General features: G+C 70.3%; 22 protein-coding genes. 11 read left to right on the plus strand and 11 right to left on the minus strand.

All coding sequences use genetic code 11. The annotated features are described in order from the left end of the window. Positions 1 to 10 precede the first annotated feature (10 nt). Positions 11 to 928 carry a 4-hydroxy-tetrahydrodipicolinate synthase gene (dapA, locus tag ACWDEW_RS09770; protein WP_450511227.1) on the minus strand — a complete coding sequence of 306 codons (918 nt, stop codon included), beginning with the start codon at positions 926 to 928 and terminating at the stop codon, positions 11 to 13. Between the two features lie 299 nt (positions 929 to 1,227). Between dapA and ACWDEW_RS09775 the strand changes: the two genes are divergently transcribed. The 5 genes from ACWDEW_RS09775 (at position 1,228) to ACWDEW_RS09795 (ending at position 4,263) form a co-directional block, all read left to right on the plus strand. Next, positions 1,228 to 1,365 carry a hypothetical protein gene (locus ACWDEW_RS09775; protein WP_450511228.1) on the plus strand — a complete coding sequence of 46 codons (138 nt, stop codon included), beginning with the start codon at positions 1,228 to 1,230 and terminating at the stop codon, positions 1,363 to 1,365. Next, complete coding sequence (locus ACWDEW_RS09780) at positions 1,362 to 2,042, plus strand: hypothetical protein (RefSeq protein ID WP_450511229.1); 681 nt, start codon at positions 1,362 to 1,364, stop codon at positions 2,040 to 2,042. The genes ACWDEW_RS09775 and ACWDEW_RS09780 overlap by 4 nt, the downstream gene beginning before the upstream one ends. Before the next feature lie 78 nt (positions 2,043 to 2,120). After that, positions 2,121 to 2,825 carry an antibiotic biosynthesis monooxygenase gene (locus ACWDEW_RS09785; RefSeq protein WP_450511231.1) on the plus strand — a complete coding sequence of 235 codons (705 nt, stop codon included), beginning with the start codon at positions 2,121 to 2,123 and terminating at the stop codon, positions 2,823 to 2,825. A 69-nt stretch (positions 2,826 to 2,894) separates the two neighbouring features. Then, positions 2,895 to 3,512: an ArsR/SmtB family transcription factor gene (locus tag ACWDEW_RS09790; protein ID WP_450511233.1), complete on the plus strand. Its 618-nt coding sequence runs from the start codon at positions 2,895 to 2,897 to the stop codon at positions 3,510 to 3,512. 25 nt (positions 3,513 to 3,537) lie between these two features. Next, the gene (locus tag ACWDEW_RS09795; protein WP_450511235.1) at positions 3,538 to 4,263 is read left to right on the plus strand and encodes an SRPBCC family protein; all 726 of its coding nucleotides are present in this window, start codon (positions 3,538 to 3,540) and stop codon (positions 4,261 to 4,263) included. 65 nt (positions 4,264 to 4,328) lie between these two features. Here ACWDEW_RS09795 and ACWDEW_RS09800 read toward each other — a convergent pair whose 3' ends face one another. Then, on the minus strand, positions 4,329 to 6,152 hold the full coding sequence (locus ACWDEW_RS09800) for an endonuclease/exonuclease/phosphatase family protein (RefSeq protein ID WP_450511237.1): 1,824 nt from the start codon (positions 6,150 to 6,152) through the stop codon (positions 4,329 to 4,331). 310 nt (positions 6,153 to 6,462) lie between these two features. On the opposite strand from ACWDEW_RS09800, the gene ACWDEW_RS09805 reads away from it, so the two are divergent. From ACWDEW_RS09805 to ACWDEW_RS09825, 5 genes are all read left to right on the plus strand, one after another. After that, positions 6,463 to 7,899: a hypothetical protein gene (locus ACWDEW_RS09805; RefSeq protein ID WP_450511238.1), complete on the plus strand. Its 1,437-nt coding sequence runs from the start codon at positions 6,463 to 6,465 to the stop codon at positions 7,897 to 7,899. 240 nt (positions 7,900 to 8,139) lie between these two features. Beyond that, positions 8,140 to 9,591 (plus strand): alkaline phosphatase PhoX, encoded by a 1,452-nt coding sequence (locus ACWDEW_RS09810; RefSeq protein ID WP_450511240.1) that lies wholly within the window; start codon positions 8,140 to 8,142, stop codon positions 9,589 to 9,591. Between the two features lie 353 nt (positions 9,592 to 9,944). Continuing rightward, on the plus strand, positions 9,945 to 11,528 hold the full coding sequence (locus ACWDEW_RS09815) for a TROVE domain-containing protein (protein WP_450511242.1): 1,584 nt from the start codon (positions 9,945 to 9,947) through the stop codon (positions 11,526 to 11,528). A gap of 83 nt (positions 11,529 to 11,611) precedes the next feature. After that, positions 11,612 to 12,259, plus strand: coding sequence for a GntR family transcriptional regulator (locus tag ACWDEW_RS09820; RefSeq protein ID WP_450511243.1), 648 nt, complete (start codon positions 11,612 to 11,614; stop codon positions 12,257 to 12,259). Between the two features lie 15 nt (positions 12,260 to 12,274). After that, positions 12,275 to 13,291, plus strand: a complete 1,017-nt coding sequence (locus ACWDEW_RS09825; protein WP_450511245.1) for a 1-aminocyclopropane-1-carboxylate deaminase — start codon at positions 12,275 to 12,277, stop codon at positions 13,289 to 13,291. Positions 13,292 to 13,480: 189 nt separating this feature from the next. On the opposite strand, the gene ACWDEW_RS09830 is transcribed toward ACWDEW_RS09825, so the two are convergent. Both ACWDEW_RS09830 and ACWDEW_RS09835 read right to left on the minus strand, forming a co-directional pair. Beyond that, positions 13,481 to 13,690, minus strand: a complete 210-nt coding sequence (locus ACWDEW_RS09830) for a hypothetical protein (RefSeq protein WP_450511247.1) — start codon at positions 13,688 to 13,690, stop codon at positions 13,481 to 13,483. 226 nt (positions 13,691 to 13,916) lie between these two features. Continuing rightward, positions 13,917 to 15,374 carry an MFS transporter gene (locus ACWDEW_RS09835; protein ID WP_450511249.1) on the minus strand — a complete coding sequence of 486 codons (1,458 nt, stop codon included), beginning with the start codon at positions 15,372 to 15,374 and terminating at the stop codon, positions 13,917 to 13,919. A 137-nt stretch (positions 15,375 to 15,511) separates the two neighbouring features. On the opposite strand from ACWDEW_RS09835, the gene ACWDEW_RS09840 reads away from it, so the two are divergent. Next, positions 15,512 to 16,093 (plus strand): TetR/AcrR family transcriptional regulator, encoded by a 582-nt coding sequence (locus tag ACWDEW_RS09840; protein ID WP_450511251.1) that lies wholly within the window; start codon positions 15,512 to 15,514, stop codon positions 16,091 to 16,093. Between the two features lie 49 nt (positions 16,094 to 16,142). On the opposite strand, the gene ACWDEW_RS09845 is transcribed toward ACWDEW_RS09840, so the two are convergent. The 7 genes from ACWDEW_RS09845 to ACWDEW_RS09875 form a co-directional block, all read right to left on the minus strand. Continuing rightward, complete coding sequence (locus ACWDEW_RS09845; RefSeq protein ID WP_450511399.1) at positions 16,143 to 17,339, minus strand: TerD family protein; 1,197 nt, start codon at positions 17,337 to 17,339, stop codon at positions 16,143 to 16,145. A gap of 103 nt (positions 17,340 to 17,442) precedes the next feature. Next, positions 17,443 to 18,432 carry a zinc-dependent alcohol dehydrogenase family protein gene (locus ACWDEW_RS09850; protein WP_450511252.1) on the minus strand — a complete coding sequence of 330 codons (990 nt, stop codon included), beginning with the start codon at positions 18,430 to 18,432 and terminating at the stop codon, positions 17,443 to 17,445. Then, positions 18,429 to 19,277, minus strand: a complete 849-nt coding sequence (locus ACWDEW_RS09855) for a carbohydrate ABC transporter permease (RefSeq protein ID WP_450511254.1) — start codon at positions 19,275 to 19,277, stop codon at positions 18,429 to 18,431. Before ACWDEW_RS09855 ends, ACWDEW_RS09850 begins: the two co-directional genes overlap by 4 nt. Further along, on the minus strand, positions 19,274 to 20,212 hold the full coding sequence (locus tag ACWDEW_RS09860; RefSeq protein ID WP_450511255.1) for a carbohydrate ABC transporter permease: 939 nt from the start codon (positions 20,210 to 20,212) through the stop codon (positions 19,274 to 19,276). Before ACWDEW_RS09860 ends, ACWDEW_RS09855 begins: the two co-directional genes overlap by 4 nt. Further along, a complete protein-coding gene (locus tag ACWDEW_RS09865; protein ID WP_450511257.1) occupies positions 20,209 to 21,579 on the minus strand; it encodes an ABC transporter substrate-binding protein in 1,371 nt (456 codons plus the stop codon). The genes ACWDEW_RS09860 and ACWDEW_RS09865 overlap by 4 nt, the downstream gene beginning before the upstream one ends. 91 nt (positions 21,580 to 21,670) lie before the next feature. Continuing rightward, positions 21,671 to 22,441 (minus strand): DeoR/GlpR family DNA-binding transcription regulator, encoded by a 771-nt coding sequence (locus ACWDEW_RS09870; protein WP_450511259.1) that lies wholly within the window; start codon positions 22,439 to 22,441, stop codon positions 21,671 to 21,673. Positions 22,442 to 22,737: 296 nt separating this feature from the next. Next, on the minus strand, positions 22,738 to 23,547 hold the full coding sequence (locus tag ACWDEW_RS09875; protein WP_450511261.1) for an NAD-dependent epimerase/dehydratase family protein: 810 nt from the start codon (positions 23,545 to 23,547) through the stop codon (positions 22,738 to 22,740). Positions 23,548 to 23,696 lie beyond the last annotated feature (149 nt).

The raw sequence follows: 23,696 nt of genomic DNA on the forward strand, positions 1-23,696 counted from the left end.
ACGAGCACGGTCAGCCGGCCACGAACTCCTCGTACGCGGCCAGCAGTTCACGGGCCGCCTCGCGGCCGGCGGGCCGCAGCGGGGCCCGCACCGAACCACCGGGCAGGCCCAGGGAGTCGAGGAGCGTCTTGACGGTGACGGTGCCGGGCAGTCCCGCCGCCATCATCAACTCGATGAGGGGCGTGGCGCGTTGCTGGAGGCGGGCGGACACGGGGGTGTCGCCCGCCTCGAACGCGTCGAGGATCGCGCGCAGTTGGGCCGGTACGACGTTGGCGACGGTGCTCACATACCCCGTGGCCCCCACCGCGTACAGCGCCAGAATGTGTTCGTCGCAGCCCGCGTAGTACGCCAAGTCGGTCCGGTCCAGCACCTTTTGGGTGCCGAGAAAGTCGTAGGAGCAGTCCTTGACCGCCACGATCCGGGGATGCTCGGCGAGCCGGATCATGGTCTCCGGTTCGATACGGGTACCGGTGCGGCCCGGGATGTCGTAGAGCATGACCGGCAGTCCGGAGGCATCGGCGACCTCCCGGAAGTGGGCCTCCAGGGCGTCCTGCGGGGGCCGGCTGTAGTACGGCGAGACCACCAACACCCCGTCCGCGCCCGCCTTTTCGGCCTGGAGGGCGAGTTCCACGGTGTGCCGGGTGTCGAAGGTGCCCACGCCCGGGACGAGCGGGACGCGGTCGCCGACGGCCTCGCGGACGGCCGTGACGAGCGCCGCCTTCTCGGCGTCCGACGTGGTCGGCGACTCGCCGGTCGTCCCGGACAGCACGAGCCCGTCGCACCCCTCCGACACCAGCCGTGCGGCGAGGAGTTGGGCCCCGTCGAGGTCGAGCGCCCCCGACTCGGTGAAGGGGGTGATCATCGCGCACAGGGCGCGGCCGAAAGGGGGCGGGGAGGTGGACGGATGGGCGGTCGCGGCGTTCGTCATGGGAGTAGTCTCGGCAGAACGACACTGAAGCTCCACTTAAATTTCCTACCGGGTATTGATAAGTGATGCTGCGGAATGGGTGCGGTGGGGTGGGCGGTGCCCAGTCCCTGGTCGGCGTGACCATGACCTCCCTCGCCGAGCTCGCCGCACACCAGGGCACCCCCGCAGCTCCCCCCAACGCCCCGCGTCGCGCCCCTCGGACCAAGGCCCTATGTCCAATTGGCCCCTTCATGGGTCACCATGGCCAGGAAGGTCACCGGCGTGGGACGTTCATCCACCCCCTGGTCACGGGAGGCGTCATGAAGCTCGGCAAGGCACTGGCCACCGGAGTCGCCGAGGAGCGGCCGCAGATTCGCCACGAGGAAGTCGAACTCCCGGAGAGCATCGCGGAGTTCACGGAGGAGAAGGCGCCCGAAGAGGTTCCGGCCGCCCGATGAGGCTGCGGCTCCCCGAGGAACGCCCGACGGAGCCGCCGACCGGATTCAAGATCGCCCACCCGGTGCTGTCCCAGGACGGCACCCGGGCCGGGTTCACCGGTGTGTCGCTGGGCGGCGCGCTGCCGTACGGAGTCGTGGCCGACGCGTCCTGCGTCTACGGCCGGCGGCACCGGGCACCCGCGCGCCGCTGCGACTGCGGCTTCCACTGCGTGCACGAACGGGCGGCTGCCGAAGCCCTGTTGTGCACCGCCGAGCACCGAGAGGCGGTCCTCCTCGACATCACCGTCCTCGGCCCCTACATCCGCTTCGAACGCGGCTTCCGCTACGCCCGCCAGCGCGTCCGCACCGCCACCGTCGGCCCCTGCGCCTGCGGCGCCCGAGCCGTCGCGCTCGCCGACGCGGGCTGGGGCAGGCCGGGTTGGCGAGCCCTCGCCGCCGCGTGCGCGGGGTGCGTGCGGGGCCGTACGTCCGTCTCGCTCGCGGCGTTCGCGCGGCTGGCCGGGGACGGGCTGCGGGTGGCGGCGGCGAGCGGCGGAGCGGCGGCGAACGCCGACCCCGGACCGCCCGAGGGGCTCGGCGTGCCCGAACTCGTCGCGGAGGCGGCCCTGTTGCAGGCCCGGCTCGACTGGTTCCAGAGCCGGCTGGCGCGGCTGGAAGGAGGCACGGCGCAGCAGTAGTCCGGGTCTTGACCTCAACATTGGTCGAGGTTGAAGGCTGGTCGGCGTACCCACCCGTACCGATCAGCGGAGGCCCGCATGCCCCGTCGTACCGACGCGCACCCCGACCTCGCCGACCCCCGTGTCGGCGCCCCCTTCTTCAGCACCTGGCGCGTCGGCACACCGCTGCGCCAGCGGCAGACCGTCGAGGCGGTCGCCGTCGCCTGGGAGCGCAGGCCCTGGCCCGCCGACGACCTCCTCGGCTACCACCTCTACACCGGGCACGACACCTCCACCCTGCTGCACTACTCGCAGTGGACGAGCGAGCAGGCCTACGAGGCCTTCGTCAGGACCCGCCGCCAGGAGCGCGTCGACGAGATCGACACCGCCGTGCCGGGCATCGAGCGACTCGGCCTCGGCCGCTACCGCCACTACCGCAGCGCCGGCCCGGCGGACCGGAACGGGCGGGAACCGGGGTGTGTCGTGATCGTCGACGTCGAGTTCGAGGGACCCGACCCCGACCGTCAACGGGCCTGGGTGGACGCGGTGTTCGAGGCGCTGGAGAACGAGCCCGCGCCGCACCCCGGTGGTATCGCCGCCCACTTCCACCTCTCCACCGACGGCACCCGCGTCCTCAACTACGCCGAGTGGACCAGCGCCCAGGCCCACCTGGAAGCCCTCGCGGCGCCCGGCGACGGCATCGGCTCGGCCACCGCCCTCTGGGAACGCGTCCAGACCTGGCCCGGACTGAAGAGCACCACCGTCAGCCGCTACGACCACGCCGTCGGCCTCGTTCCCGACTGATCGGGGAGGCCCTCCACCGACAATCTCACTCCCCTGGACAAAAAAAGTTTTCGGTGAGACGGTGGACGCATGCTGGACGTCACCGTGATCGAGGACCCCGAGGCCGCAGCCGTCTCGCTGGACCCCATAAGGGCCAGGCTGCTCGCCGAGCTGGGGGCGGGACCCGCGTCCGCCGCCATGCTGGCCGGCAAGGTCGGGCTGCCCCGGCAGAAGGTGAACTACCACCTCAAGGCGCTGGAGCGGCACGGCCTGGTCGAGCTGGCGGGGGAGCGGCGCAAGGGCAATGTCACCGAGCGGCTGATGCGCGCGACCGCCGCGTCGTACGTCATCTCGCCGCTCGCGCTCGCCGCCGTGCAGCCGGACCCGGACCGCTTCCGCGACCAGCTCTCCGCGCGCTGGCTGCTGGCGCTCGGCGCCCGGCTGGTGCGGGACGTCGGTTCGCTGATCACCGGCGCGGCCAAGGCCCACCAGCGGCTCGCGACCTACGCGCTCGACGGCGAGGTGCGCTTCGCCTCCGCCGCCGACCGGGCCGCGTTCATCCAGGAACTGACCGCCGGGGTGAGCGCCCTCATCCGCAAGTACGACGCCGATGGGGCGGAGGAGGGCCGCGACCACCGGATCGTGGTCGCCGTCCACCCCACGGTCAAGAAGCCGTCCACCCCGGAACTGGACCAACAGAGCCAGTAGATCCCGTAGTACTCAGGAGTCAGCCATGTCCAAGGAATTCGAGATCGTCTACGAGTTTGAGGTCGACGCCACTCCGGAGGAGGTGTGGGCGGCCATCACCGACGGCACCGGAGGCTGGCTGTGGCCGATGGAGTTCGACGGCGAGAAGCGCGTCGGGCCCTTCGGGTCGACCCTCACGAACTTCGACCCGCCGCACCGGCTCACCGCCCGCACCGAGGACGTCGGCTTCCCGACCCAGAGCCTCAACCAGATCGACGAGACCATCGAGCCCCGTGACGACGGCCGGCGCGCCTGGGTGCGGTACGTGCACAGCGGGATCTTCACCGACGACTGGGACAACCAGTACGACGGCGCGCGCAAGCACAACGCCTTCTACCTGCACACGCTGCGGGAGTACGTCGTCCACTTCGCGGGCCGGCCGGTCGCGTTCACGACGCTCAACGGGCCCGAGGCCTCAACCGCCGCCGACGCCTTCGGAGTTGTCGGCCGGGCGCTCGGCCTCGCCGAGGACGCCGAGCAGGGGGCACGGGTCCGGGCGCGCGGGCCCGAGGGCCAACTCCTTGACGCCGTACTGGACTTCCGCGACCCGTACTTCATCGGACTGCGCACCGACAGCGCGCTGATCCGCTTCTTCGGGCGCAACCACTGGGGCGCCCCGGTCGGCGTCAGCGTCCACGACTTCGCCCCGGACGCCGACGCCAAGACGAACGAACTCGCCTGGCAGAACTGGCTGGACGGGGCCTTCGCCTGACCTGGTGCAAGCCGGCGAGGCCCCGTCCATCCCCCTGTGAGCCCCTCGTGGCCCACCCGTAGGTGCTACGGCTGGAAGCGCAGCACCTGCGGGTCGTGGTCGCTGATCTGGTCGTTGAACTCCGAGTTGATGTGGACGCTGTCGTACTCGAAGCAGTCCTTGCGGATCGACGGGCTGATCAGGATCTGGTCCAGGACCTGCTCGTTGCCCTGGTAGTCGTACGTGTAACGCTCGTTCTTCGGCAGGGACTTGATCGCCGAGTACAGCTCGCCGTCCCCTTCGAGGATCTTCGCGGTGTCGGAGAACTCGAAGTCGTTCATGTCGCCGAGCGTGATCACGTCCGCGTTCTTCTGGGCGGCCAGGATCTCGTTGACGAAGGCGTTGACCGCCGTCGCCTGCGCGTGCCGCTGGGTCTCGGAGCTGCGGGTGACCGGCTGGTACTGCGCGGTCAGCGGCTGGTCGCCGCCCTTGGAGATCAGGTGGTTGGCGATCACGAAGACCGTCCTGCCCTTGAAGACGAACTCGCCCGCGAGCGGCTTGCGGCTCGCGGTCCAGGCCGCGTTGGCCGGGTCGATCCGGCCGGGGGAGACGGTCAGCTGGGCCTTGCCGTGCACCTTGGTGACACCGACCGCGGTCGTGGAGTCGCCGCCCGCGCGGTCGGTGAAGGAGACCCGCTGCGGGTTGAACAGGAACACCTGGCGGATGTTGCCGCCGGGCTCGCCGCCGTCCTTGTCGTTGACCGGGTCGATCGAGCGCCAGTCGTACTTCGGGCCGCCCGCCGCGACGATCGCGTCGATCAGCTTGTTGACCGTGACGCTCGCGTCGACCGTGCCGTCGTCCGTCGCACCGTTGTTGTCCTGGATCTCCTCCAGGGACACGATGTCGGGGGACTGCAGGTTGTTCACGATCGCGGCGGCGTGCGCGGCGAAGGTGCCGTCGGAGGGGTCGAGGTTCTCGACGTTGTACGTCGCGACCGCCAGCTGGTTCTTCGACTGCTTCTTCGTCGTCTCGCGCTGGAGGCCGCCGCTCTTCACGGTGCCGATCTCGTTCGCGACGAGGGTGTAGCCGCCGTACTGGTTGAAGTCCAGCGGGCCGTCCGTGGTGCCCGTCAGCTCGTCGCCGACGTTGACGACCGGGAAGTCCGCCGTCGCGCCCAGGGACTGGATCTGGAGGCGGCCGCCGTTCTGCGAGTCGTAGGACCCGTAGACCGTGCCACCGCGTGGGCTGGCGTTCTGGTGCGGCTTCACCGTGACCCACAGCTCGGAGTACGGGTCGGTCGCGGTGACCACGCGCGCGTCGGAGACCTGGACGTTCATGCCCTCCAGGGACTCGTAGTAGTCCAGGGCGTACTTCTCGGGCTCCAGCGGCAGCGCGTTGATCGAGTTGCTCGCGGCGGTGTCGCCGGCCGGCGTGTACGCGCTCGGCACGGACCGGGAGTTGATCACCACGGGGGCCGGTACGGCGTTGCCGCTGGAGACGACGGTGACCGTCGGCTTGGTGATCTCGGTCAGTGACTGGTTGCCCGTGGCGGCACCGCCCGGGACGTACTCGGAGACCGTGCCGGAGACGGTGACCGAGTCGCCGACCGCGACCTTCGGGACCGAGCTGGTGAAGACGAACACGCCCTCACTGGTGGCCGGGTTGTCGTCCGGGGTCGCGTCCTGGAACCAGAAACCCTTGGACGAGCCGTACGTACGGACGCCCGTGACGATGCCCGGTACGTCGGCGACCTTCTGGCCGGCGTACGGCGACAGCCGGGTCGTGCCCTGGATGTCGTGGATGCGGACGCCGTCGGCGTGCGCGGGCGAGGTGAGAACGATCGCGGACGCCATCGAACAGACGGCGGCGACGGTGAGCGCGGCGAGACGCGCGGAGGACTTGCTCGGCAACGGGATCCCTCCGGGGACATGCATGAGCCGGGACGAGGGTGGATGGAGCTGTGCAGCGGCGGTGGGAGCCGCGACCGGTGGGGCGGTGGCGACGCGCGTAGAAGATACCCGGACTAGGTGTCCATGACATTTCTACGCGCGTCAATCTCATTGCGGGGCCGCCCAGTTGTCAAGGTTTCAGCCATGTACACCTCGTGGCCGGGACATGAACCGGGCGGCATGGGGCGAAATCCGTCTAGGCTGAGCGGCTGAGTCGTGTGTCGTGTGCGGCCGTCGTACGGCCTTCGAGGCGCCCTAGGAGAACCCCCCGATGTCAGACAGCTCCCCCCTGCCGCCGGTGCGGCTGCACTCCGAAGCGGAGCTGGCGCGTGACGCGCTGTCCACACCCCTGCTGGCCCGCGCGGCCCGGCTCGCCCGCTGGGCCGGCCCCGACACCCGCATCGACGCCGGTGGGGGCCTCGTCGACGAGCAACTGCCCGCCGCCGCCGAACTGCTCGGACTGACCGGCGACGACGCGGCGGCCGACGCCAGCGAGGCCTGGCGGGTCGCGTTCGACACCGGGCTCGTCGAGATCGTCGACGAGGAGGAGGGCACCGTGGCGGCCGGCGAGGAGCTGGCGCTGCTCACCGCCGGTTCGCCGCACGACGTCCTCGCGGTCTGGCTCGGCGCCCTCGACACCCTCCTCGCGGACGCGAGCGTGCCCGATCTGGACGGTCTTGTCGACGCCGTGGGCGAGGGCGGCGAGGTCGATTTCTCGTCACTCGACTGGGACCCCGAGGCGGAGGCCGAGTTCCTCGACGGCGTCCTCGGCAACCTCTACCTGCTGACCGTCAACGAGGACGGTCCCGGCGACGGCCCCGTCCCGCTGCCCGCGCTGGCCGCCTCGATGATCGTGCCCAGCGACATGGGGGAGCCCACCAACGACGTACTGGAACAGGTCTCCGACGCGATGATGCGCCTCGACGACCAGTTCCGGCTGCTCGCACCGGTCGGGATCGTCGAGTACCAGCCCGTGGACGAGGCCCTGATGGCCGACTTCGACGAACCGGCCGACGGATCCCCGCCCGCCGTCGACGAGACCGACGTCACCCGCTACGGCATGGTGCGGCTCACCCCGCTCGGCCTCTACGGACTGCGGGCCCGCCTCCAGGAGGCCGGCTTCACGGCACCCGCCGTCGGAGACCTCGCCGACAAGGGCGCGGACGCGCTCCTCGACGGCACGTCGACCTTCCCGCAGAAGGCCGCGCGGGCCGAGACCGAACAGTGGCTGGCGGGCCGCCAACCCCTCGCCGCGGCACGGGAGTTGCTCGCGGCGGCCCGCGGCGCCGACGCCGGCGCACCGCTGCGCCGGCTGCTCTGTCAGCAGGCCCTCTCCCTCGTCGGCGCGGAAGCCGAACCCGCACTGCGCGAGGTGCTCGACGACCCCGAACTCGGCGGCCTCGCCCGGGTCTGGCTCAGCGAACACGGCGCGAGCGACGTCCCCGCGCCCTCCGAGGACCTGGTCTTCTGGCTGACCGTCGACACGGTCGCCGCGCAACTGGCCGCCGAGGGCAACTCCGAGGAGTTGCAGGCCCTGGTCGAGGGTCTGGCCCAGCAGCACAACGGGTTCTTCGCGGCGGCCTGGCGGGTGGACCACCCCGCGACCGCCGACGTCCTGGAGGCGATGGGCCGGCTGCACCCCGACAAGCGGATCGCGAAGGAAGCCCGCAAGGCCGCCTTCAAGGCGCGTTCCCAGCAAGGGAGTTGAGCCGACACGGCACCGGTGGCTTTTGAGTCCCATGGGTGACGGCATACGACTTCCTGGCCGGTCGCAGACGAATCCATGGCCGATCGCATAGGGATCGATGGCCGATTGCATACGGATTCATGGAAGAGAGCCCGGCGAAGTCGACCGGTGTTCAACTCGTGTTCAGACATGGGCGGAAGCGTGGCGCCGACCGAGGTCCGCCACCCTCCACGGCACACCCACCGTCACAGGAGACACACCATGTCGCTCACCCGCAGAGACTTCGCCGCGAAATCCGCGATCACCGGTGCCGGGGTCGCCCTGGCGGGCAGCGTCGGCGCCCTCGCCACCGCCCCCAACGCCCTCGCCGCCACCGAGACCGAGACCGCGGCCGAGGAGTCGGCAACCGGCTACGGCCATGCCGGCGTCGGCTACGGCCCGCTGGTCGCCGACCCGGACGGCCTCCTCGCCCTCCCCGCCGGCTTCAAGTACCGCGTCATCACCTACAGCGGCAAAACCAAGCTGGAGTCGGGCGAGTTCACCCCCTCCAACCACGACGGCACGTCCACCTTCGACGGCCCGCGCGGCGCCACCCTCCTCGTCAACAACCACGAACTGGCCGGCCCCCGCGCCAACTGGCCCCACCCCGTCCCGCTGACCGAGGGCCTCGTCTACGACCCCGCCGCGGCCGGCGGCTGCACGGTCGTCGAGGTCCGCCGCGACCACGTCGCCGAGTGGGTCGGCATCGCCGGCACCGCCACCAACTGCGCGGGCGGCAACACTCCTTGGGACACCTGGCTCACCTGCGAGGAGACCGAGGACAAGGCCGGTACCAACGGCTTCACCAAGGACCACGGCTATGTCTTCGAGGTCGACCCCGCCGACCGGCGCGCCAACCGAAACCCCAAGCCGATCAAGGCACTTGGCCGCTACGCCCACGAGGCGGTCGTCGTCGACCCCAAGCGCGGCCACCTGTACCTGACCGAGGACGCGGCGAACCCCAACGGCCTCCTCTACCGCTGGACCCCGCCCGAGCACTTCCACCACGGCCGCGGCAGGCTCCGCACCCTCGCCGACGACGCAGGCGTCCTCGAAGCCTTCAAGTGCTTCGACTCCGGAGGCAAGTTCGTCGACGACCTCTCCCGCGCCACGAAGATCGGCACGGTCTACGGCGTCGACTGGGTGACCGTCCCCGACCGCGACGCGAAGTCGGTGTCGGTCCGCAAGCAGTTCGCGGCCGGCGAGATCACCCGCGCCCGCAAGCTCGAAGGCATGTGGTGGGGCGACGGCGGCACCTACATCGTCTCCTCCTTCGCCCGCACGGAGAGCCCCGTCCAGCACGACGGCGCCGTCTGGTTCTACGACCCCAAGCGCCGCACCCTCACCCTCAAGGTCCTCCTCGGAGTCAACCCGGACCCGTCCGTGGACGGCGCGTTCGACGGCCCCGACAACATCACCGTCTCCCCCTACGGCGGCCTCGTCATCGCCGAGGACGGCGAGGGCGTCCAGCACCTGTTCGGCGCGACCGAGAGCGGCCGCACCTACCCGATCGCCCGCAACGAACTCAACATCGGCACCGAAGAGAAGCCGGAATACAGCGAGTTCACCGGCGTGACCTTCTCACCCGACGGCAAGACGCTGTACGCGAACATCCAGACTCCGGGGATCATGCTGGCGATCACGGGGCCGTGGAAGCGGCAGAAGCGCGGCTGAACTCCCGTACGGAATTAATTGGTTGGCCCCTTCAGAGCTGTGCCTCCTACTCTGAGATCACAACAGCACGCACCTCCCGGTGCGCAGGCGGCGGTTACTTCGTTGCAACCGAAAAAGACACCGCAGCCGTTCTTGATCTCGGGAGGCGCAGCTCATGGTGGGTGCCCGGTGCGCAGGCAACGGTTACTTCATTGGACCAGACGGTTGCGGGTTCGAGTCCCGTCATCGACTTCGGGTCGGTGTAGCTCAATTGGGTAGAGCATCTGACTAGTCCGTCGCCGCCTTCTGAACTCGGGCATCCACCTTTCGCTGCGTCCTCCTCCGAAACACCAAGGAATTCGGGGGAATTCACCATGGCGCGATTCAACACCAAGGCGGCGAAGACCCAGCCCACTTCGCGAGTCACCTCCACGGGCCGAGTGCTCCGCACCTACCAGGGCGGCCGCGGCCGTGAGCGGGACGCGCGCTCCGAGCTTTTCCTGCTCGCCGTAGCCAACTTCGTTTCCCAGCAGACCTTTTACGAGTCCGGCGCCGACCGCGACGACCGCTTCGCGACGCTCGTGCGCGAACTCGCCGTCACCGACCCGACCTGGACGGCAGGCCTCCTCGGCTGGCTGCGCGGCGAGGGCAACCTCCGTACGGCCGCCGTCGTGGGCGCCGCCGAGTACGTGAAGGCCCGCCTCGACGCCGGCGCCACCGACGGCCCCGCGAACCGACAGGTCGTCGACTCCGTGCTGCGGCGCCCGGACGAGCCCGGCGAGCTCCTCGCGTACTGGACCGCGCGGTACGGCCGTAGCATCCCGAAGCCCGTCAAGCGAGGTGTGGCCGACGCCGTACGACGTCTCTACGGCGGTAAGTCGCTGCTGAAGTACGACACCGCGTCCAAGGGCTACCGCTTCGGCGACATCCTCAACCTGGTGCACGCGGCGCCGGACCCGGACAAGGCGTGGCAGGGCGAGCTGTTCCAGTACGCCCTGGACCGCCGGCACCACCCGGACACCGCCGTACCGCCCGCGTCGAACCGTGTCCTGACCGCGCACCGCGAGCTGATGGCGCTGCCGGTCGAGCAGCGGCGCGCGGTCGTTACGGCGGCCGACGGAGCCGAGCGGCTCGCGGCGGCCGGGATGACGTGGGAGGCGCTGGCCGGCTGGCTCCAGGGCCCGATGGACAAGGCGGCCTGGGAGGCCGTGATCCCCTCCATGGGGTCGATGGCACTCGTCCGAAATCTCCGGAACTTCGACGAGGCCGGAGTCTCCGACGAGGTCGCGGCCCGGGTCGCGGCGAAGATCAGCGACCCGGCGGAGGTCGCGCGCTCGCGGCAGTTCCCCTTCCGGTACCTCGCCGCTTACCGGCACGCGCCCTCGCTGCGCTGGGCCTACCCGCTGGAGCGGGCGCTCGGCCACTCGCTGGCCAATGTGCCCGCGCTGCCGGGCCGCACGCTGGTCCTCGTGGACCGCTCGGGCTCGATGTTCTACTCGCGGCTGTCCGACCGCTCCGAGCTCAACCGGGCCGACGCGGCGGCGATCTTCGGCACGGCGCTCGCACTGCGGGCGGCGGACGCGGACCTCGTCGAGTTCGGCACCACGAGCAGGCGCCTGGACTTCGGCGCGGGCGAGTCGGTGCTCAAGGTCCTGGGCCGCTTCGGCGACCTGGGCGGCACCGACACCACCTCGGCGGTCCGCTCGCACTACCGGGGCCAGGACCGGGTGCTGATCATCACCGACGAGCAGGCCGAGTACAGCCACTACGGCGACCCGACCGAGCAGGTCCCGGCCCACGTGCCGGTCTACACCTGGAACCTCGCCGGGTACCGGGCAGGCCACGGCCCGTCCGGCACCGCCGACCGGCACACCTTCGGCGGCCTCTCGGACGCGGCCTTCCGGATGGTGCCGCTGCTGGAGGCGGCCCGGGACGCGGACTGGCCCTGGGCGGCCTGAGGCCCGGCACCTGGCCCGCACCTACGCATGGTTGCGGGCCACACTCTTGTCCGACGGGAGATTGACATCTAACATTTCAGTTCATGAACGCCCTCCGACCCGTCCCGCGCACCCTCCTCCGGGACCGCGCCTACGAAGCGATCCGCGACGCCATCGTCGCCGGGGAGATCGAACCCGGCGCGGTGGTGCGGGACGCCGAGCTGGCCGAGCGGCTCGGGCTGTCGCGCGCTCCGGTGCGGGAGGCGTTCTCGCGGCTGGTGGAGGAGGGGCTGCTGGAGAGCAAGCCGCAGAGCTACACCCGGGTGACTCCGGTCGTGGCCGCCGATGTGCGGGACGCCGCCGCCGTGGTCGGGGCCATGCACGAGCTGGTCACCCGGGTCGCCGTGCCCCGGCTGCGGGACACGGACCTGGACGCGATGCGTGCGGCCAACGACCGGTTCGCCGCCGCGGTGGCCGCCGGTGACGTCGACGCGGCCCTGCGCGCGGACGACGAACTCCACGACGTGCCGGTGCGGGTGAGCGGAAATCGGGCCGCCGCCGCCACCGTCGCCCGCTATACCCCGCTCATCCGCCGACTGGAGCGACGACGCTTCGGCGAGGGCGGCTCATGCCGCTCGGCCGGACTGCACGAGCGGCTGATCGAGGCCTGCGCCGAAGGTGACACGGACGCTGCGGTCCGCGTCACGGCCGACATCTGGCACACCCTCGCGGACCTGGCCGACGCCGACTGACCCTGGAGAACTCCCATGTCCCTTTCCTCGTACGACCGTTACCCCCTCCTCTTCGGCCCCTCGCCCGTCCATCCGCTGGAGCGGCTCACCGCGCATCTCGGCGGCGCCGCCCTGTGGGCGAAGCGGGAGGACTGCAACTCCGGTGTCGCGTACGGCGGCAACAAGACGCGCAAGCTGGAGTACCTCGTCGCGGACGCCCTCGCCAAGGGCTGCGACACCCTGGTGTCGATCGGCGGTGTGCAGTCCAACCACACCCGTCAGGTCGCCGCCTGTGCCGCCCGCGCCGGGCTCAAGTGCGTGCTGATCCAGGAGAGTTGGGTGGAGTGGCCCGACTCCGTCTACGACAAGGTCGGCAACATCCTGATCAGCCGGCTCGCCGGAGCGGACGTACGCCTGGTGAAGGCCGGGTTCGGCATCGGCTTCAAGGAGAGCTGGGAACAGGCCCTGCGCGAGGTCGAGGAGGGCGGCGGCAAGCCGTACGCCATCCCGGCCGGCGCCTCCGACCACCCGCTCGGCGGCCTCGGCTTCGCCAACTGGGCCCACGAAGTCGCCGAGCAGGAGCGGGAGTTGGGCGTCTTCTTCGACACCGTGGTGGTGTGCTCGGTGACCGGCTCCACGCAGGCCGGCATGGTCGCCGGGTTCCGGGCACTGGAGGAGGCGGGCGGGCGTGAGCGGCGCGTGCTCGGCATCGACGCGTCGGCCAAGCCCGCCGAGACCCGTGAGCAGGTGGCCCGCATCGCGCACGGTACCGGCCAACTGATCGGGGTCAAGCGGGAGTTGACCGTCGACGACGTCGAACTCGACGACCGCTACCACGCCGGTATCTACGGCATCCCGGACGAGACCACCCTGGAGGCGATGCGCCTCGCCGCCCGCACCGAGGGGATGGTCACCGACCCCGTGTACGAGGGCAAGTCGATGGCCGGGATGATCGATCTGGTCGCACGCGGCGAGATCGCCGCCGACTCCACCGTGCTCTACGCCCACCTCGGCGGACAGCCCGCGCTGAACGCGTACAGCGCGCTGTTCTGACCGGGAGCGGGTCGCGGCGGACGGGGTGCGGTCGAGCATGCGGACGCGCGCCTCGTACTCGTCCTGGGCTCGTGCCCCGTACCCGTCCCGGGCCTGCGGGATGTCCGACTGCCGCCGGGCGCGCGGCAGTCGGGACTCTGCCGGGCGTCTTTCCGTGGTCCGCCCGCTGATCCGGCGGTACTGCCCGGGTCAGCCGCGTACGTCCGGGCCGCTTGCCTCGGCCGTGACCCGGGCCGCGATCCGGGCGAAGTTGGCGGCGGACCGGGGTGCGTCCTCGCGGTGGACGACGGCCACCTCGCAGTCGGCCATGCCCTCGATGGGTACGTAGCGGACGCCCTGTCGGCCGTAGAGGCGGGCGACGGACTCGGGGACCACGGAGAGGCCGCGGCCGATGGCCACGGACTGCAACTCGGCCTCGAAGGTGGCCGCTCGTCCTGCGCCGCCGTCTGAACGCCGGTACCGCCGGGCCGCCGGGCGCACCCCGGACACTGGGGAGCGCGAGCACGCGACCGGCCGAGCAGAACGCCGGTCCACCTTCGGCGCACTGAACGCAATCGCGCGCTCCGGGTGTGCGGGTGACGACGGTCCCCGCGCGGCCGGGGCGCCGATCCGTCCGCCGAACCCGTCAGGAAGCCCCGCTCCGGGCGGCCCCCTCGGGCTTCCTGCCGGTGATCACGAACGCCGACACCAGCAGCGCGGTGAGGGCGATCAGCGCGCCGACGGCGAACGCGCGGGCCGAGCCGTGGACGAGGATGTCGGACGGCGATCCGGTCGCGTGCCGGGTCGCCGTGCCGAAGACGGTGACCAGGACGGACAACCCGAGGGTTCCGCCGAGCCACTGGAGAGTCTGCAGGAGGCCGGACGCGGAGCCCGCCTCGCGAGGCTGGATGCCCGCGAGGATCGTCGCGTTGAGCGGCATGAAGCTGAGGCCGACGCCCACGCCCATCAGGACGAGCGGGCCGAACAGTCCGGTCAAGTAGCCGTCGTCGGGGTGGAGTCGGGAGAGCCAGCCCGCCGATGCCACGAGCAGGGCCATGCCGGTGAGCAGGACCGGCTTCGCGCCGAGACGGGCGAGCAGGCGCGGTACGAAGCGGACGACGGTGAACAGCGCGAGGGTCATCGGCAGGAACGCGAAGCCCGCGCGCAACGGGCTGTAGTCCAGGACTCGTTGGCTGATCAGCGTGAGGAAGTAGAACGCGCCGAACATGCCCGCCGGCAGCAGCAGGACGCCCGCGTAGCCGCCGGCACGATTGCGGCTCGCGAACAGCCGTAGCGGCATGATGGGTTGGTCGGCGCGGGACTCGACCAGGGTGAAGCCCACCAGCAGGGCAGCCGCCGCGCTGAAGCCCAACTGCGCCTGGAGATCGCCCCAGCCGTCCGAGGAGACCCGGATGAAGGCGTACACCAGCGAGGTCATCCCGGCGGTGCCGGTGAGCGCGCCCGCCGCGTCGAACCGGCCCGCGTGGCGCGGGGTTTCGCCCACGAAGCGGGGGAGGGCGAGGGCCACGGCCGCGCCGATCGGCACATTGATCAGCAGGGACCAGCGCCAGGACGCCCACGAGGTGAGCATGCCGCCGATGACCAGGCCTATCGAGGCGCCGATGCCCGCCATGGACGTGTAGATGCCGAGCGCGTGGTGACGGCGCGGCCCTTCCGGGAAGTTGGTGGTGATCAGGGCGAGGGTGTTGGGCGCGATGAGCGCGGCGCCCAGGCCCTGGAGCGCGCGGGCCGCGAGCAGCCATGCGCTGTCGGTGGCCAGTCCGCCGAGCAGGGAGGACGAGGCGAAGAGCAGCACGCCGATCGTGAGCGTCCGGCGGCGGCCGACGATGTCGCCGACCCGGCCGCCCAGCAGAAGCAGGCCGCCGAAGGCGAGGGTGTAGGCGTTGAGGACCCAGGACAGGCCGGTGGGGCTGAAGTCGAGGTCCTTCTGGATGTCGGGAAGCGCGACGTTGACGACGGTGGAGTCGACGCCGACCATCAGGTAGGCGGTGACGACGACGAAGAGGACGGTGCCGAGTCTGGCGGGCGCGGGTGGCGCGGAGAGAGCATGGGCGGTGGTGGACGGTGCGGACGGGATGGACATGGAGTTCTCCCGGTCTGGCGTCCCCGGCTTTGAGGCGTGCGGGCAGCGCGGACTGCCCGCCGAGATAAGCGGGGACTGTCTCCGTTTAGTACTCGGTAAGATACGGAGAGAGTCCCCGGTTCGCAAGGAGTATCTGGATGACGCAGGTCAGGCCCATGCGCGCGGACGCTCGGCGCAACTACGAGAGCCTGCTGAAGGCGGCGGCCGAGGCGTTCGCCGAGCGTGGGGAGAACGCGTCGCTCGACGACATCGCGAAGCGGGCGTGCGTCGGGTCAGGCACGCTGTACCGGCATTTCCCGACCCGGCAGGCGCTGCTGGAGGCGGTGTACGTCGACACCATCGAGGCGCTTGCGGCGCGAGCCGACGAGATCGCACAGGAACTGCCGCCGGGCGAGGCGCTGGTCGAGTGGCTGTACTGGGTCGGCCACGGCATGATTCAAGTGCGCGGCATGAAGGCCCTGTTGGGCTCGGCCGTCACCGACGGCAGCAGCGTCACGCTCACGGTCTGCGCCACGCACATGAAGAGCGCAGCGGAGCGACTGGTCGTGGCGGCGCAGAAGGAAGGCACCCTGCGCCAGGACGTCGAGCCGATCGAGGTCCTGCGACTGGCCCACGGGGTGTCCACGGCTTCCGAACTGGCGGACGGCCAGGGGAAGTTCATCCGCCGCTATCTGTCCCTGCTGACGGACGGCCTGCGGCCCGCCGCCCAGGGGGAATGAACGCCGGGCGCCCCTGGAGCAGGGGCGCCCGCAGCGGTCGTAGGGCTGCTTACAGGGCCTGGGCGGCGGGCTTCACCATGCCGCGCACCGTGCGGGACTTCACGAAGTCGCCCATCGCGGTCATGTCCCACTCGCCGGAGAACTGCTTGACGAGCTTCGCCATCATGACCCCTGTCTGGGCCTCGGCGTTGGTGAGGTCGAAGCGGACCAGTTCCTCGCCGGTCGCGGCGTCCAGGAGACGGCAGTAGGCCTTGGCGACCTCGGTGAACTTCTGGCCGGAGAAGGAGTTGACCGTGAAGACCAGGCCGGTGACCTCCTGAGGGATGCGGCCGAGGTCGACCACGATCACCTCGTCGTCACCGCCGCCCTCCCCGGTGAGGTTGTCCCCGGAGTGCTTGATCGCGCCGTTGAGGATCGACAGCTTGCCGAAGTAGCAGCTGTCGACGTGGTTGCGCTGCGGGCCGTAGGCGATGACCGAGGCGTCCAGGTCGATGTCCTTGCCTCTGTACGCGGGCTCCCAGCCGAGGCCCATCTTGACCTGGGAGAGGAGCGCGCGGCCGCCCTTGACCAGGGAGACGGTCTGGTTCTTCTGGAGGCTGACGCGGCCCTTGTCCAGGTTGATCTTCCCGGCGCCGAGCGGCGGCGCGGCGGGCGGGGCCGGGGGAGCGGCGGGCACCGGAGGTGCCATGGGGACCTGCGTCGCGGGGGCGGGCGGAGCCATCGGGGCCGGCGGAGCGACCGGTGCCGGGGCCGGTTCCTCCACCGAGACGCCGAAGTCCGTGGCGATGCCTGCCAGGCCGTTGGCGTAGCCCTGGCCGACCGCGCGGGCCTTCCAGACGCCGTTGCGGAGATAGATCTCCACGACCACGAGTGCCGTCTCGGCGCCGAGCTGCGGGGGCGTGAACGTGGCGAGCACCGAGCCGTCGGCCGCGTCGCGGATCGTCGCCGTGGGCTCGATGCCCTGGAAGGTCTGCCCCGCTGCGTCGGGGCTCGCGGTGACGACGATCTTCTCGATCCCGGGCGGCACCGCGGCCGTGTCGACGGTGATCGCGTCCGGGGACGTACCGCCGCCGGAGCGGTACGTCACACCCGGGCCGTTCGGCTGGTTGTAGAAGATGAAGTCGTCGTCCGAGCGCACCTTGCCGTCGCCGGTGAGCAGCAGGCTCGACACGTCGAGCCGCACGGGGGCGGAGACATCGACCGCCACCCGGGAGACCGGAAGAGGGATGTTCGAGCCAGGGGTCATAGCTGTCATGCCTCGTGAACGACCGAGACCATTTTGCCGTTCCCTTACCAAGTGACCAATTGGCCAAGCTTTGGAAGTACCGGCTCGAATCCCGTCGATTCGCTCAGGGAATCACCACGATCTTCCGCCCCACCCCGGCCGCGAACTGCGCCAGCGCCTCCGGATACCGCTCCAGCTCCATCCGGTCGCTGATGAAGATCCCGGGGTCGAGGACCCCGTTCGCGAACAGCTCGGCCGCCCGCTCGAAGCTGTGCAGCACGGCCATGGAGCCGGTGATGGTGATCTCCTGGTTGTAGATGCGGTACGGGTCGATCGACACCCGGGTCGCGTAGTCGGCCACCCCGAACTGCAGGAACGTGCCCGCCTTCGCCACCCGGTCCAGGCCGTCCTGGATCGCCGCCGCGTTGCCGGTCGCGTCGATCACGAGGTCCCAGCCCTGCGGCCGCTCCAGCTCGTCCGCGTTCGCCGCCGACCCGGAGACACCGAGCGTGCGGGCCGTCTCCAGGCGGGCCGGGTTCAGGTCCACGACGTCGACGCTCGCCGCGCCGGTCCGCTTGGCCAGCTCCAGCATCATCAGGCCCATGGTCCCGGAGCCGTAGATCAGGACGTGTGCGCCGAGGCGGGACTTGAGGACGTCGTAGCCGCGCACCGCGCAGGAGAGCGGTTCGATCAGGGCCGCGTCCTCCGTGCGCACGTGCTCGGGCAGCTTCACGCAGTTCGCCACGGGGGCCAGCGCGTACTGGGCCGCCCCGCCGGCGGTCGTGACGCCTATCGCGGCCCAGCGTTCGCAGAGGTTGTTGTGGCCGTTGCGGCACTGCCGGCACTCGAAGCAGTACAGCGACGGGTCCACGGCCACCTGGTCGCCGACCGAGACCTCGGTGACCTGGGTGCCGACCGCGACGATCTCGCCCGCGAACTCGTGGCCCGGCACGATCGGCAGCTTGGGCGCGAACTCGCCCTGGAGGATGTGCAGATCGGTGCCGCACAGGCCGCACGCGGCGACCTCGACGACGACCTCGCGGGGACCCGGCGTCGGGTCCGGGACCTCGGTGACGACGGCGCGGCCCACGGACTCGATGACGGCGGCCTTCATTTGACGGCTCCCAGGGAGAGGCCCTGGACCAGTTTGTCCTGGGCGGCGAACCCCGCGGCGAGCACCGGCAGGGAGATGACGAGCGACGCGGCGCACACCTTCGCCAGGAACAGGCCCTGGCTGGTGATGAAGCCGGTCAGGAACACGGGCGCCGTCTCGGCGACGACACCCGTGAGGACCCGGGCGAACAGCAGCTCGTTCCAGCTGAAGATGAAGCAGATGAGGGCGGTCGCCGCGATACCCGGGAGGGCGATCGGGGCGACCACGCGCGCGAGGATGGTCGGCAGCCGGGCGCCGTCGATCTGTGCCGCCTCGATGACGGCGACCGGGACCTCGGCGAGGAAGGACTGCATCATCCACACCGCGATCGGCAGGTTCATGGAGGTGTAGAGGATGACCAGGAGCCAGATGTTGTCCAGCATCCCGGCGTTCTTCGCGAACAGGTAGATCGGCAGCAGGCCCGCCACCACCGGGAGCATCTTCGTGGACAGGAAGAAGAACAGGACGTCGGTCCACTTCTTCACCGGGCGGATCGACAGCGCGTAGGCCGCCGGGAACGCCAGCAGCAGCACGAAGAGCGTCGAAGCCACCGACGCCACAAGGGAGTTGACCAGCGCGGGCCAGGGGCTCGCGCCGCCGCCCGTGCCGAAGAACTCCCGGTAGCCGTCCAGGGTGAGGGCGGCCCCGAAGGACGGCGGATTGGTCGCCGCGTCGCTCTCCGAGTGGAAGGACGTCAGCGCCATCCAGGCGATGGGCAGGAAGAACACGATGCCCAGGAGCCAGGCCACCAGGCCGAGGCCCGCGCCTTTGCGGCGGGCACGCGCGCGTACGGCGATGCTGCTCATGCGTGCGACGCCTCCTCTCGGAACAGGGACGACACGACCCGCAGGGCGAAGGTCGCGATGATGATCGAGCCGATGACGACCAGGACGCCGGCCGCCGAGGCGAGGCCGTTCTCGTGGGCCTGGTAGAAGCTCTGGTAGACGGTGTACGGCAGGTTGGCGGTGCCCAGGCCACCGGACGTGATCGTGAAGACCGCGTCGAAGTTCTGGACGATGTAGATCGAGCCCAGCAGGGCGCCGAGTTCGAGATAGCGGCGCAGGTGGGGCAGCGTCAGATAGCGGAAGACCTGCCAGTCGCTGGCGCCGTCCACCTTCGCGGCCTCGAGCTGCTGGTGGTCGCGGCTCTGCAGCCCGGCCAGCAGGATCAGCATCATGAACGGCGTCCACTGCCACACCAGCGATGCCTCCACGGCGAGCAGCGGGGTGTTGGAGATCCAGTCCGGCTGCGGGCCGCCCACATAGTGCAACAGGCCGTTGAGCAGGCCGTATTCAGGGTTGTAGAGCACATGCTTCCAGAGCAGGGCCGCGGCCACCGGCACCACCAGGAACGGGGCGATCAGCAGGGTGCGGACGAAGCCCCGGCCCCGGAACTTGCGGTCCAGGAGCAGTGCGAGCAGCAGGCCGAGGACCAGGCTGGCCAGCACCACGGCGACGGTGAGCAGGACGGTCGTCCACACCGAGTGGCGCAGGTCGGCGTCGCTGAGGACCTGCTGGTAGTTGTCGAAACCGGTGAAGTGCCGGGCCTTGGGATAGAGCGCGTTCCAGTCGAAGAACGAGATCACCAGCGTGGCCACGAACGGGAGCTGGGTCACGACGATCATGAAGACCAGGGCGGGGAGCAGGGGCGCGCGGGTGGCCCAGGAGCGCAGCCTGTCCGAGGGCTGCCGCGCGGTGCGGGTCGGGCTGGTGGCCAGAGGGGCCGTTGTCGTGGCGGTCATCGTCCCTCGTACTCCTTGGAGATCTTCTCGGCGAGCTGCTGGGACTTCTTCAGGGCCGAGTCGACGGACTGCCGTCCGGCGATGGCCGAACTGATCTCCTGGGAGACCTTCGTACCGAGGTCGGTGAACTCGGGGATGTCGACGAACTGGATGCCGGGCGCGGGCCGCGGCTGCACACCTGGGTCGTTGGGCTTGGCGCCCTCGATGGCCTCCTTCGTCTGCTCCTGGAAGGCGGCGGCCTCCTTCACGTACTCGGGGTTCGTGTACGTCGAGGCGCGCTTGCCGGCCGGCACGTTGGCCCAGCCGTCCGTCTCGCCGACCAGCTGCTCGTACTCCTTGCCGGACGCCCAGGACACGAACTTCCAGGCCTTGTCGGAGTTGTGGGACGCCTTCTGGATGCCCCAGGCCCAGGTGTAGAGCCAGCCGGAGGAGTCGGTCTTCTCGACGGGCGCGGGGACGTAGCCGATCTTGCCCTTCACCGGGGAGCCCTTGGCCTCCAGCGAGCCCGCCGCCGAGGTGGCGTCGTACCACATGGCGACCTTGCCCTGCGTGATGTTGTTGAGGCACTCGGCGAAGCCGGACTGGGCCGCGCCGGACTCGCCGTGCTTGCGGACGAGGTCGACATAGAACTTCGTCGCCTGCTCGAACGCGGGGGAGTCGAGCTGCGCCTTCCAGTCCTTGGTGAACCAGGTGCCGCCGAAGGTGTTCACGACGGTCGTCAGCGGTGCCATCAGCTCGCCCCAGCCGGGCAGTCCGCGCAGGCAGATGCCCTTCATGCCGGACTGGGCGCCGTCGACCTTGGCGGCTATGTCGGCCACCTGGGTCCAGGTCGGGTGCGCGGGCATGGTGAGGCCCTTCGCGGCGAGCACGTCCTTGCGGTACATCAGGAAGGACGACTCGCCGTAGAACGGCTGCCCGTAGAGCTTGCCGTCGTCGGCGGTCAGGGACTCCCGCATCGGCTTGAGGACGTCCTGCTCGTCGTAGGCGGGGTCCTTGGCGACGTACGAGTCCATCTCGTGCAGCCAGCCGTTGCGGGCGTAGATCGGGATCTCGTAGTTGGAGAGGGTCGCCACGTCGTACTGGCCGGCCTGGTTGGCGAAGTCCTGGCTGATCTTGTCGCGGACGTCGTTCTCGGGCAGCACCGTGAAGTTGACCTTGATGCCGGTCTCCTTCGTGAAGTGCGGGGCCAGTTTCTGGAGTTCGACCATCTGGGGGTTGTTGACCATCAGGACGTTGATCGAGTTGCCGCCTGATCCGGCGCCGCCGGCTCCGACCCAGCAGCCGGAGAGCAGCGGGGCGAGCAGCGTCCCTACGGCGGCCAGGGCGAGCTTGGCTCGCGGCGGCCGTCGTCGGCTCTGGGTTCGCATGGATCGCTCCTGCACATATGGGGAGAAAAAGGCGTCAGCCGGGCGTGACTGGGCCCTACGTAGAGACTCAGTTGGAATTTCGAACGGTGTGTTAGACGCGGATGACCTGTGGCCCCAGCAAGGAGTACCGGTGCGCTTCGGCCGACGGGAGCAGCGTGCTCGTGACGATCGTCTCCAGGGCGCCGATCTCGGCGAACCTGCAGAAGCTGACCGCTCCGAACTTGGTGTGCACACCGGCGAACACGGTGCGCCGGGCGGCGCGGATGGCCTGTGCCTTGACCTCGCTGACGGCGGGGTCGGGCGTGGTCAGGCCGTGTTCACGGGAGATGCCGTTGGCGCCGATGAAGGCGAGGTCGAGGACGAAGCCGGCGAGCATCTTCGTCGTCCAGTGGTCCACGGTGGCGAGGGTGCCGTGCCTGACCCGGCCGCCGAGCAGCAGTACCGAGGTGTTCTCGGACTCGGCGAGCACGCCCGCGACCGGCAGGGACGCGGTGACCACGGTCAGCGGCCGGTCCCTGGGCAGTGCCTCGGCGATGAGCTGGGGGGTGAAGCCCTCGTCGACGAAGACCGTCTCGGCGTCCCCGAGGAGCTCGGCCGCGGCGACCGCGATCCGGCGCTTCTCCGGGACATGGCTGGTCGCGCGGAAGGCGAGCGTCGTCTCGAAACCGGCGCTCTCCACGGGGTAGGCCCCGCCGTGGGTCCTGCGGACCAGCCCGTGGTCCTCCAGGGCGCGCAGATCCCGCCGTACGGTCTCCTTGGCCACGCCCAGCTCGGTGGCGAGCGCGGTGACGTCGACCGAGCCGGTGCGGCGGGCGGCGCGCACGATCTCCCGCTGGCGTTCTTCCGCCGAACTCGTCCCCATGGCCGACACCGCCTTCCCGATCGCCTGGAGTACTGCCCGTTCGGGCCCGGTGGGACCCTTGGGGGAAGTTCTACAGCGGGTGTGCGGCACTGACCAGGCCTGTTGCACGCCCGATGCTGCCCGTATGCGACCGTTTACCGCGCGCCGTGCCCGTCGCGGACCTGCGCCGCTGCGCGCCGGGGCGTGAGATCGGGCAGTGTCCGTGCCCGAACACGCCGGCGGGCGGGCCCGTTCGGTGCCCGCCCGCCGCCGCGAAGGTGCTTTTCCCGTCAGTTCGACCGGATGTACGGCCCGTGTCAGTACGGCCAGATCGGCGGGTCGTTCACGAAGTGGCCGCCCAGGTGGGCGTGCGCCTCTACCCCCGGCTGGAGCTCGCCCTGCTCGGCGATCAGTTTCTCGGCGTACGGCTCCGAGTCGTCCCGCGGCTCGTAACCGAGCGCCCGCGCGGTCGACAGGTCCCACCACAGGCGGGTGTTGGCGGAGGAGCCGTAGACGATCGTGTGCCGTACGTCCTCGGCGGTCAGGGCCGCGTGGAAGAGGCGGGCGCCGTCGGCGGGGCTCATCCAGATCGACAGCATGCGCACGCTGCTGGGCTCCGGGAAGCAGGAGCCGATGCGCACGGAGACGGTCTCCAGGCCGTGCTTGTCCCAGTAGAGCTGCGCGAGGTCCTCGCCGAAGGACTTGGACAGGCCGTAGAAGGTGTCGGGGCGGTGCGGGGTGTCGACCGGGATGAGCGGGTCGTCGCCCTGGGGGCGCGGGGTGTAACCCACCGCGTGGTTGGAGGAGGCGAAGACGATACGGCCGACGCCCTCCTCGCGGGCGGCCTCGTAGAGGTTGTACGTGCCCTCGATGTTCGACGCGAGGATCTTGTCGAACGAGGCCTCCAGGGAGATGCCGGCGAGGTGGATGACCGCGTCGACGCCCCGCACGGCCTCGCGGAGCGCCGCCCGGTCGGAGAGGTCGGCGGTGATCGCGTCCGGCTCGCCCTCGATCGGGCGCAGATCCAGCAGCCGCAGGTCGTAGCCGTAGGAGGGGAGCAGCTCCCGCATCAGGGTGCCGAGTCCGCCTGCGGCGCCGGTGAGCAGAACGGTGCGGGGAGCTGGCATCCTCGGTCTCCTAGGATCATCGGCTTCATCCATGAATATCATTCACATTCATAGACACGCTAAGGAGCGTTCACCATGCCCGTCAAGTGTGGCGCGGACCTGGGAAATCCGCCTCCCTCTTGCTCATTTGCCTGCTTGACCCGCCCTGA

Source organism: Streptomyces sp. NPDC001100, assembly GCF_053598575.1.

Coding starts and splice junctions, on each gene's coding strand:
- ACWDEW_RS09815 (WP_450511242.1), top strand. CDS start 9,945: ATGGCGCGATTCAACACCAAGGCGGCGAAGACCCAGCCCACTTCGCGA.
- ACWDEW_RS09870 (WP_450511259.1), bottom strand. CDS start 22,441: ATGGGGACGAGTTCGGCGGAAGAACGCCAGCGGGAGATCGTGCGCGCC.
- ACWDEW_RS09855 (WP_450511254.1), bottom strand. CDS start 19,277: ATGAGCAGCATCGCCGTACGCGCGCGTGCCCGCCGCAAAGGCGCGGGC.
- dapA (WP_450511227.1), bottom strand. CDS start 928: ATGACGAACGCCGCGACCGCCCATCCGTCCACCTCCCCGCCCCCTTTC.
- ACWDEW_RS09775 (WP_450511228.1), top strand. CDS start 1,228: ATGAAGCTCGGCAAGGCACTGGCCACCGGAGTCGCCGAGGAGCGGCCG.
- ACWDEW_RS09780 (WP_450511229.1), top strand. CDS start 1,362: ATGAGGCTGCGGCTCCCCGAGGAACGCCCGACGGAGCCGCCGACCGGA.
- ACWDEW_RS09875 (WP_450511261.1), bottom strand. CDS start 23,547: ATGCCAGCTCCCCGCACCGTTCTGCTCACCGGCGCCGCAGGCGGACTC.
- ACWDEW_RS09810 (WP_450511240.1), top strand. CDS start 8,140: ATGTCGCTCACCCGCAGAGACTTCGCCGCGAAATCCGCGATCACCGGT.
- ACWDEW_RS09790 (WP_450511233.1), top strand. CDS start 2,895: ATGCTGGACGTCACCGTGATCGAGGACCCCGAGGCCGCAGCCGTCTCG.
- ACWDEW_RS09840 (WP_450511251.1), top strand. CDS start 15,512: ATGACGCAGGTCAGGCCCATGCGCGCGGACGCTCGGCGCAACTACGAG.
- ACWDEW_RS09805 (WP_450511238.1), top strand. CDS start 6,463: ATGTCAGACAGCTCCCCCCTGCCGCCGGTGCGGCTGCACTCCGAAGCG.
- ACWDEW_RS09785 (WP_450511231.1), top strand. CDS start 2,121: ATGCCCCGTCGTACCGACGCGCACCCCGACCTCGCCGACCCCCGTGTC.
- ACWDEW_RS09860 (WP_450511255.1), bottom strand. CDS start 20,212: ATGACCGCCACGACAACGGCCCCTCTGGCCACCAGCCCGACCCGCACC.
- ACWDEW_RS09825 (WP_450511245.1), top strand. CDS start 12,275: ATGTCCCTTTCCTCGTACGACCGTTACCCCCTCCTCTTCGGCCCCTCG.
- ACWDEW_RS09820 (WP_450511243.1), top strand. CDS start 11,612: ATGAACGCCCTCCGACCCGTCCCGCGCACCCTCCTCCGGGACCGCGCC.
- ACWDEW_RS09835 (WP_450511249.1), bottom strand. CDS start 15,374: ATGTCCATCCCGTCCGCACCGTCCACCACCGCCCATGCTCTCTCCGCG.
- ACWDEW_RS09795 (WP_450511235.1), top strand. CDS start 3,538: ATGTCCAAGGAATTCGAGATCGTCTACGAGTTTGAGGTCGACGCCACT.
- ACWDEW_RS09850 (WP_450511252.1), bottom strand. CDS start 18,432: ATGAAGGCCGCCGTCATCGAGTCCGTGGGCCGCGCCGTCGTCACCGAG.
- ACWDEW_RS09845 (WP_450511399.1), bottom strand. CDS start 17,339: ATGACCCCTGGCTCGAACATCCCTCTTCCGGTCTCCCGGGTGGCGGTC.
- ACWDEW_RS09865 (WP_450511257.1), bottom strand. CDS start 21,579: ATGCGAACCCAGAGCCGACGACGGCCGCCGCGAGCCAAGCTCGCCCTG.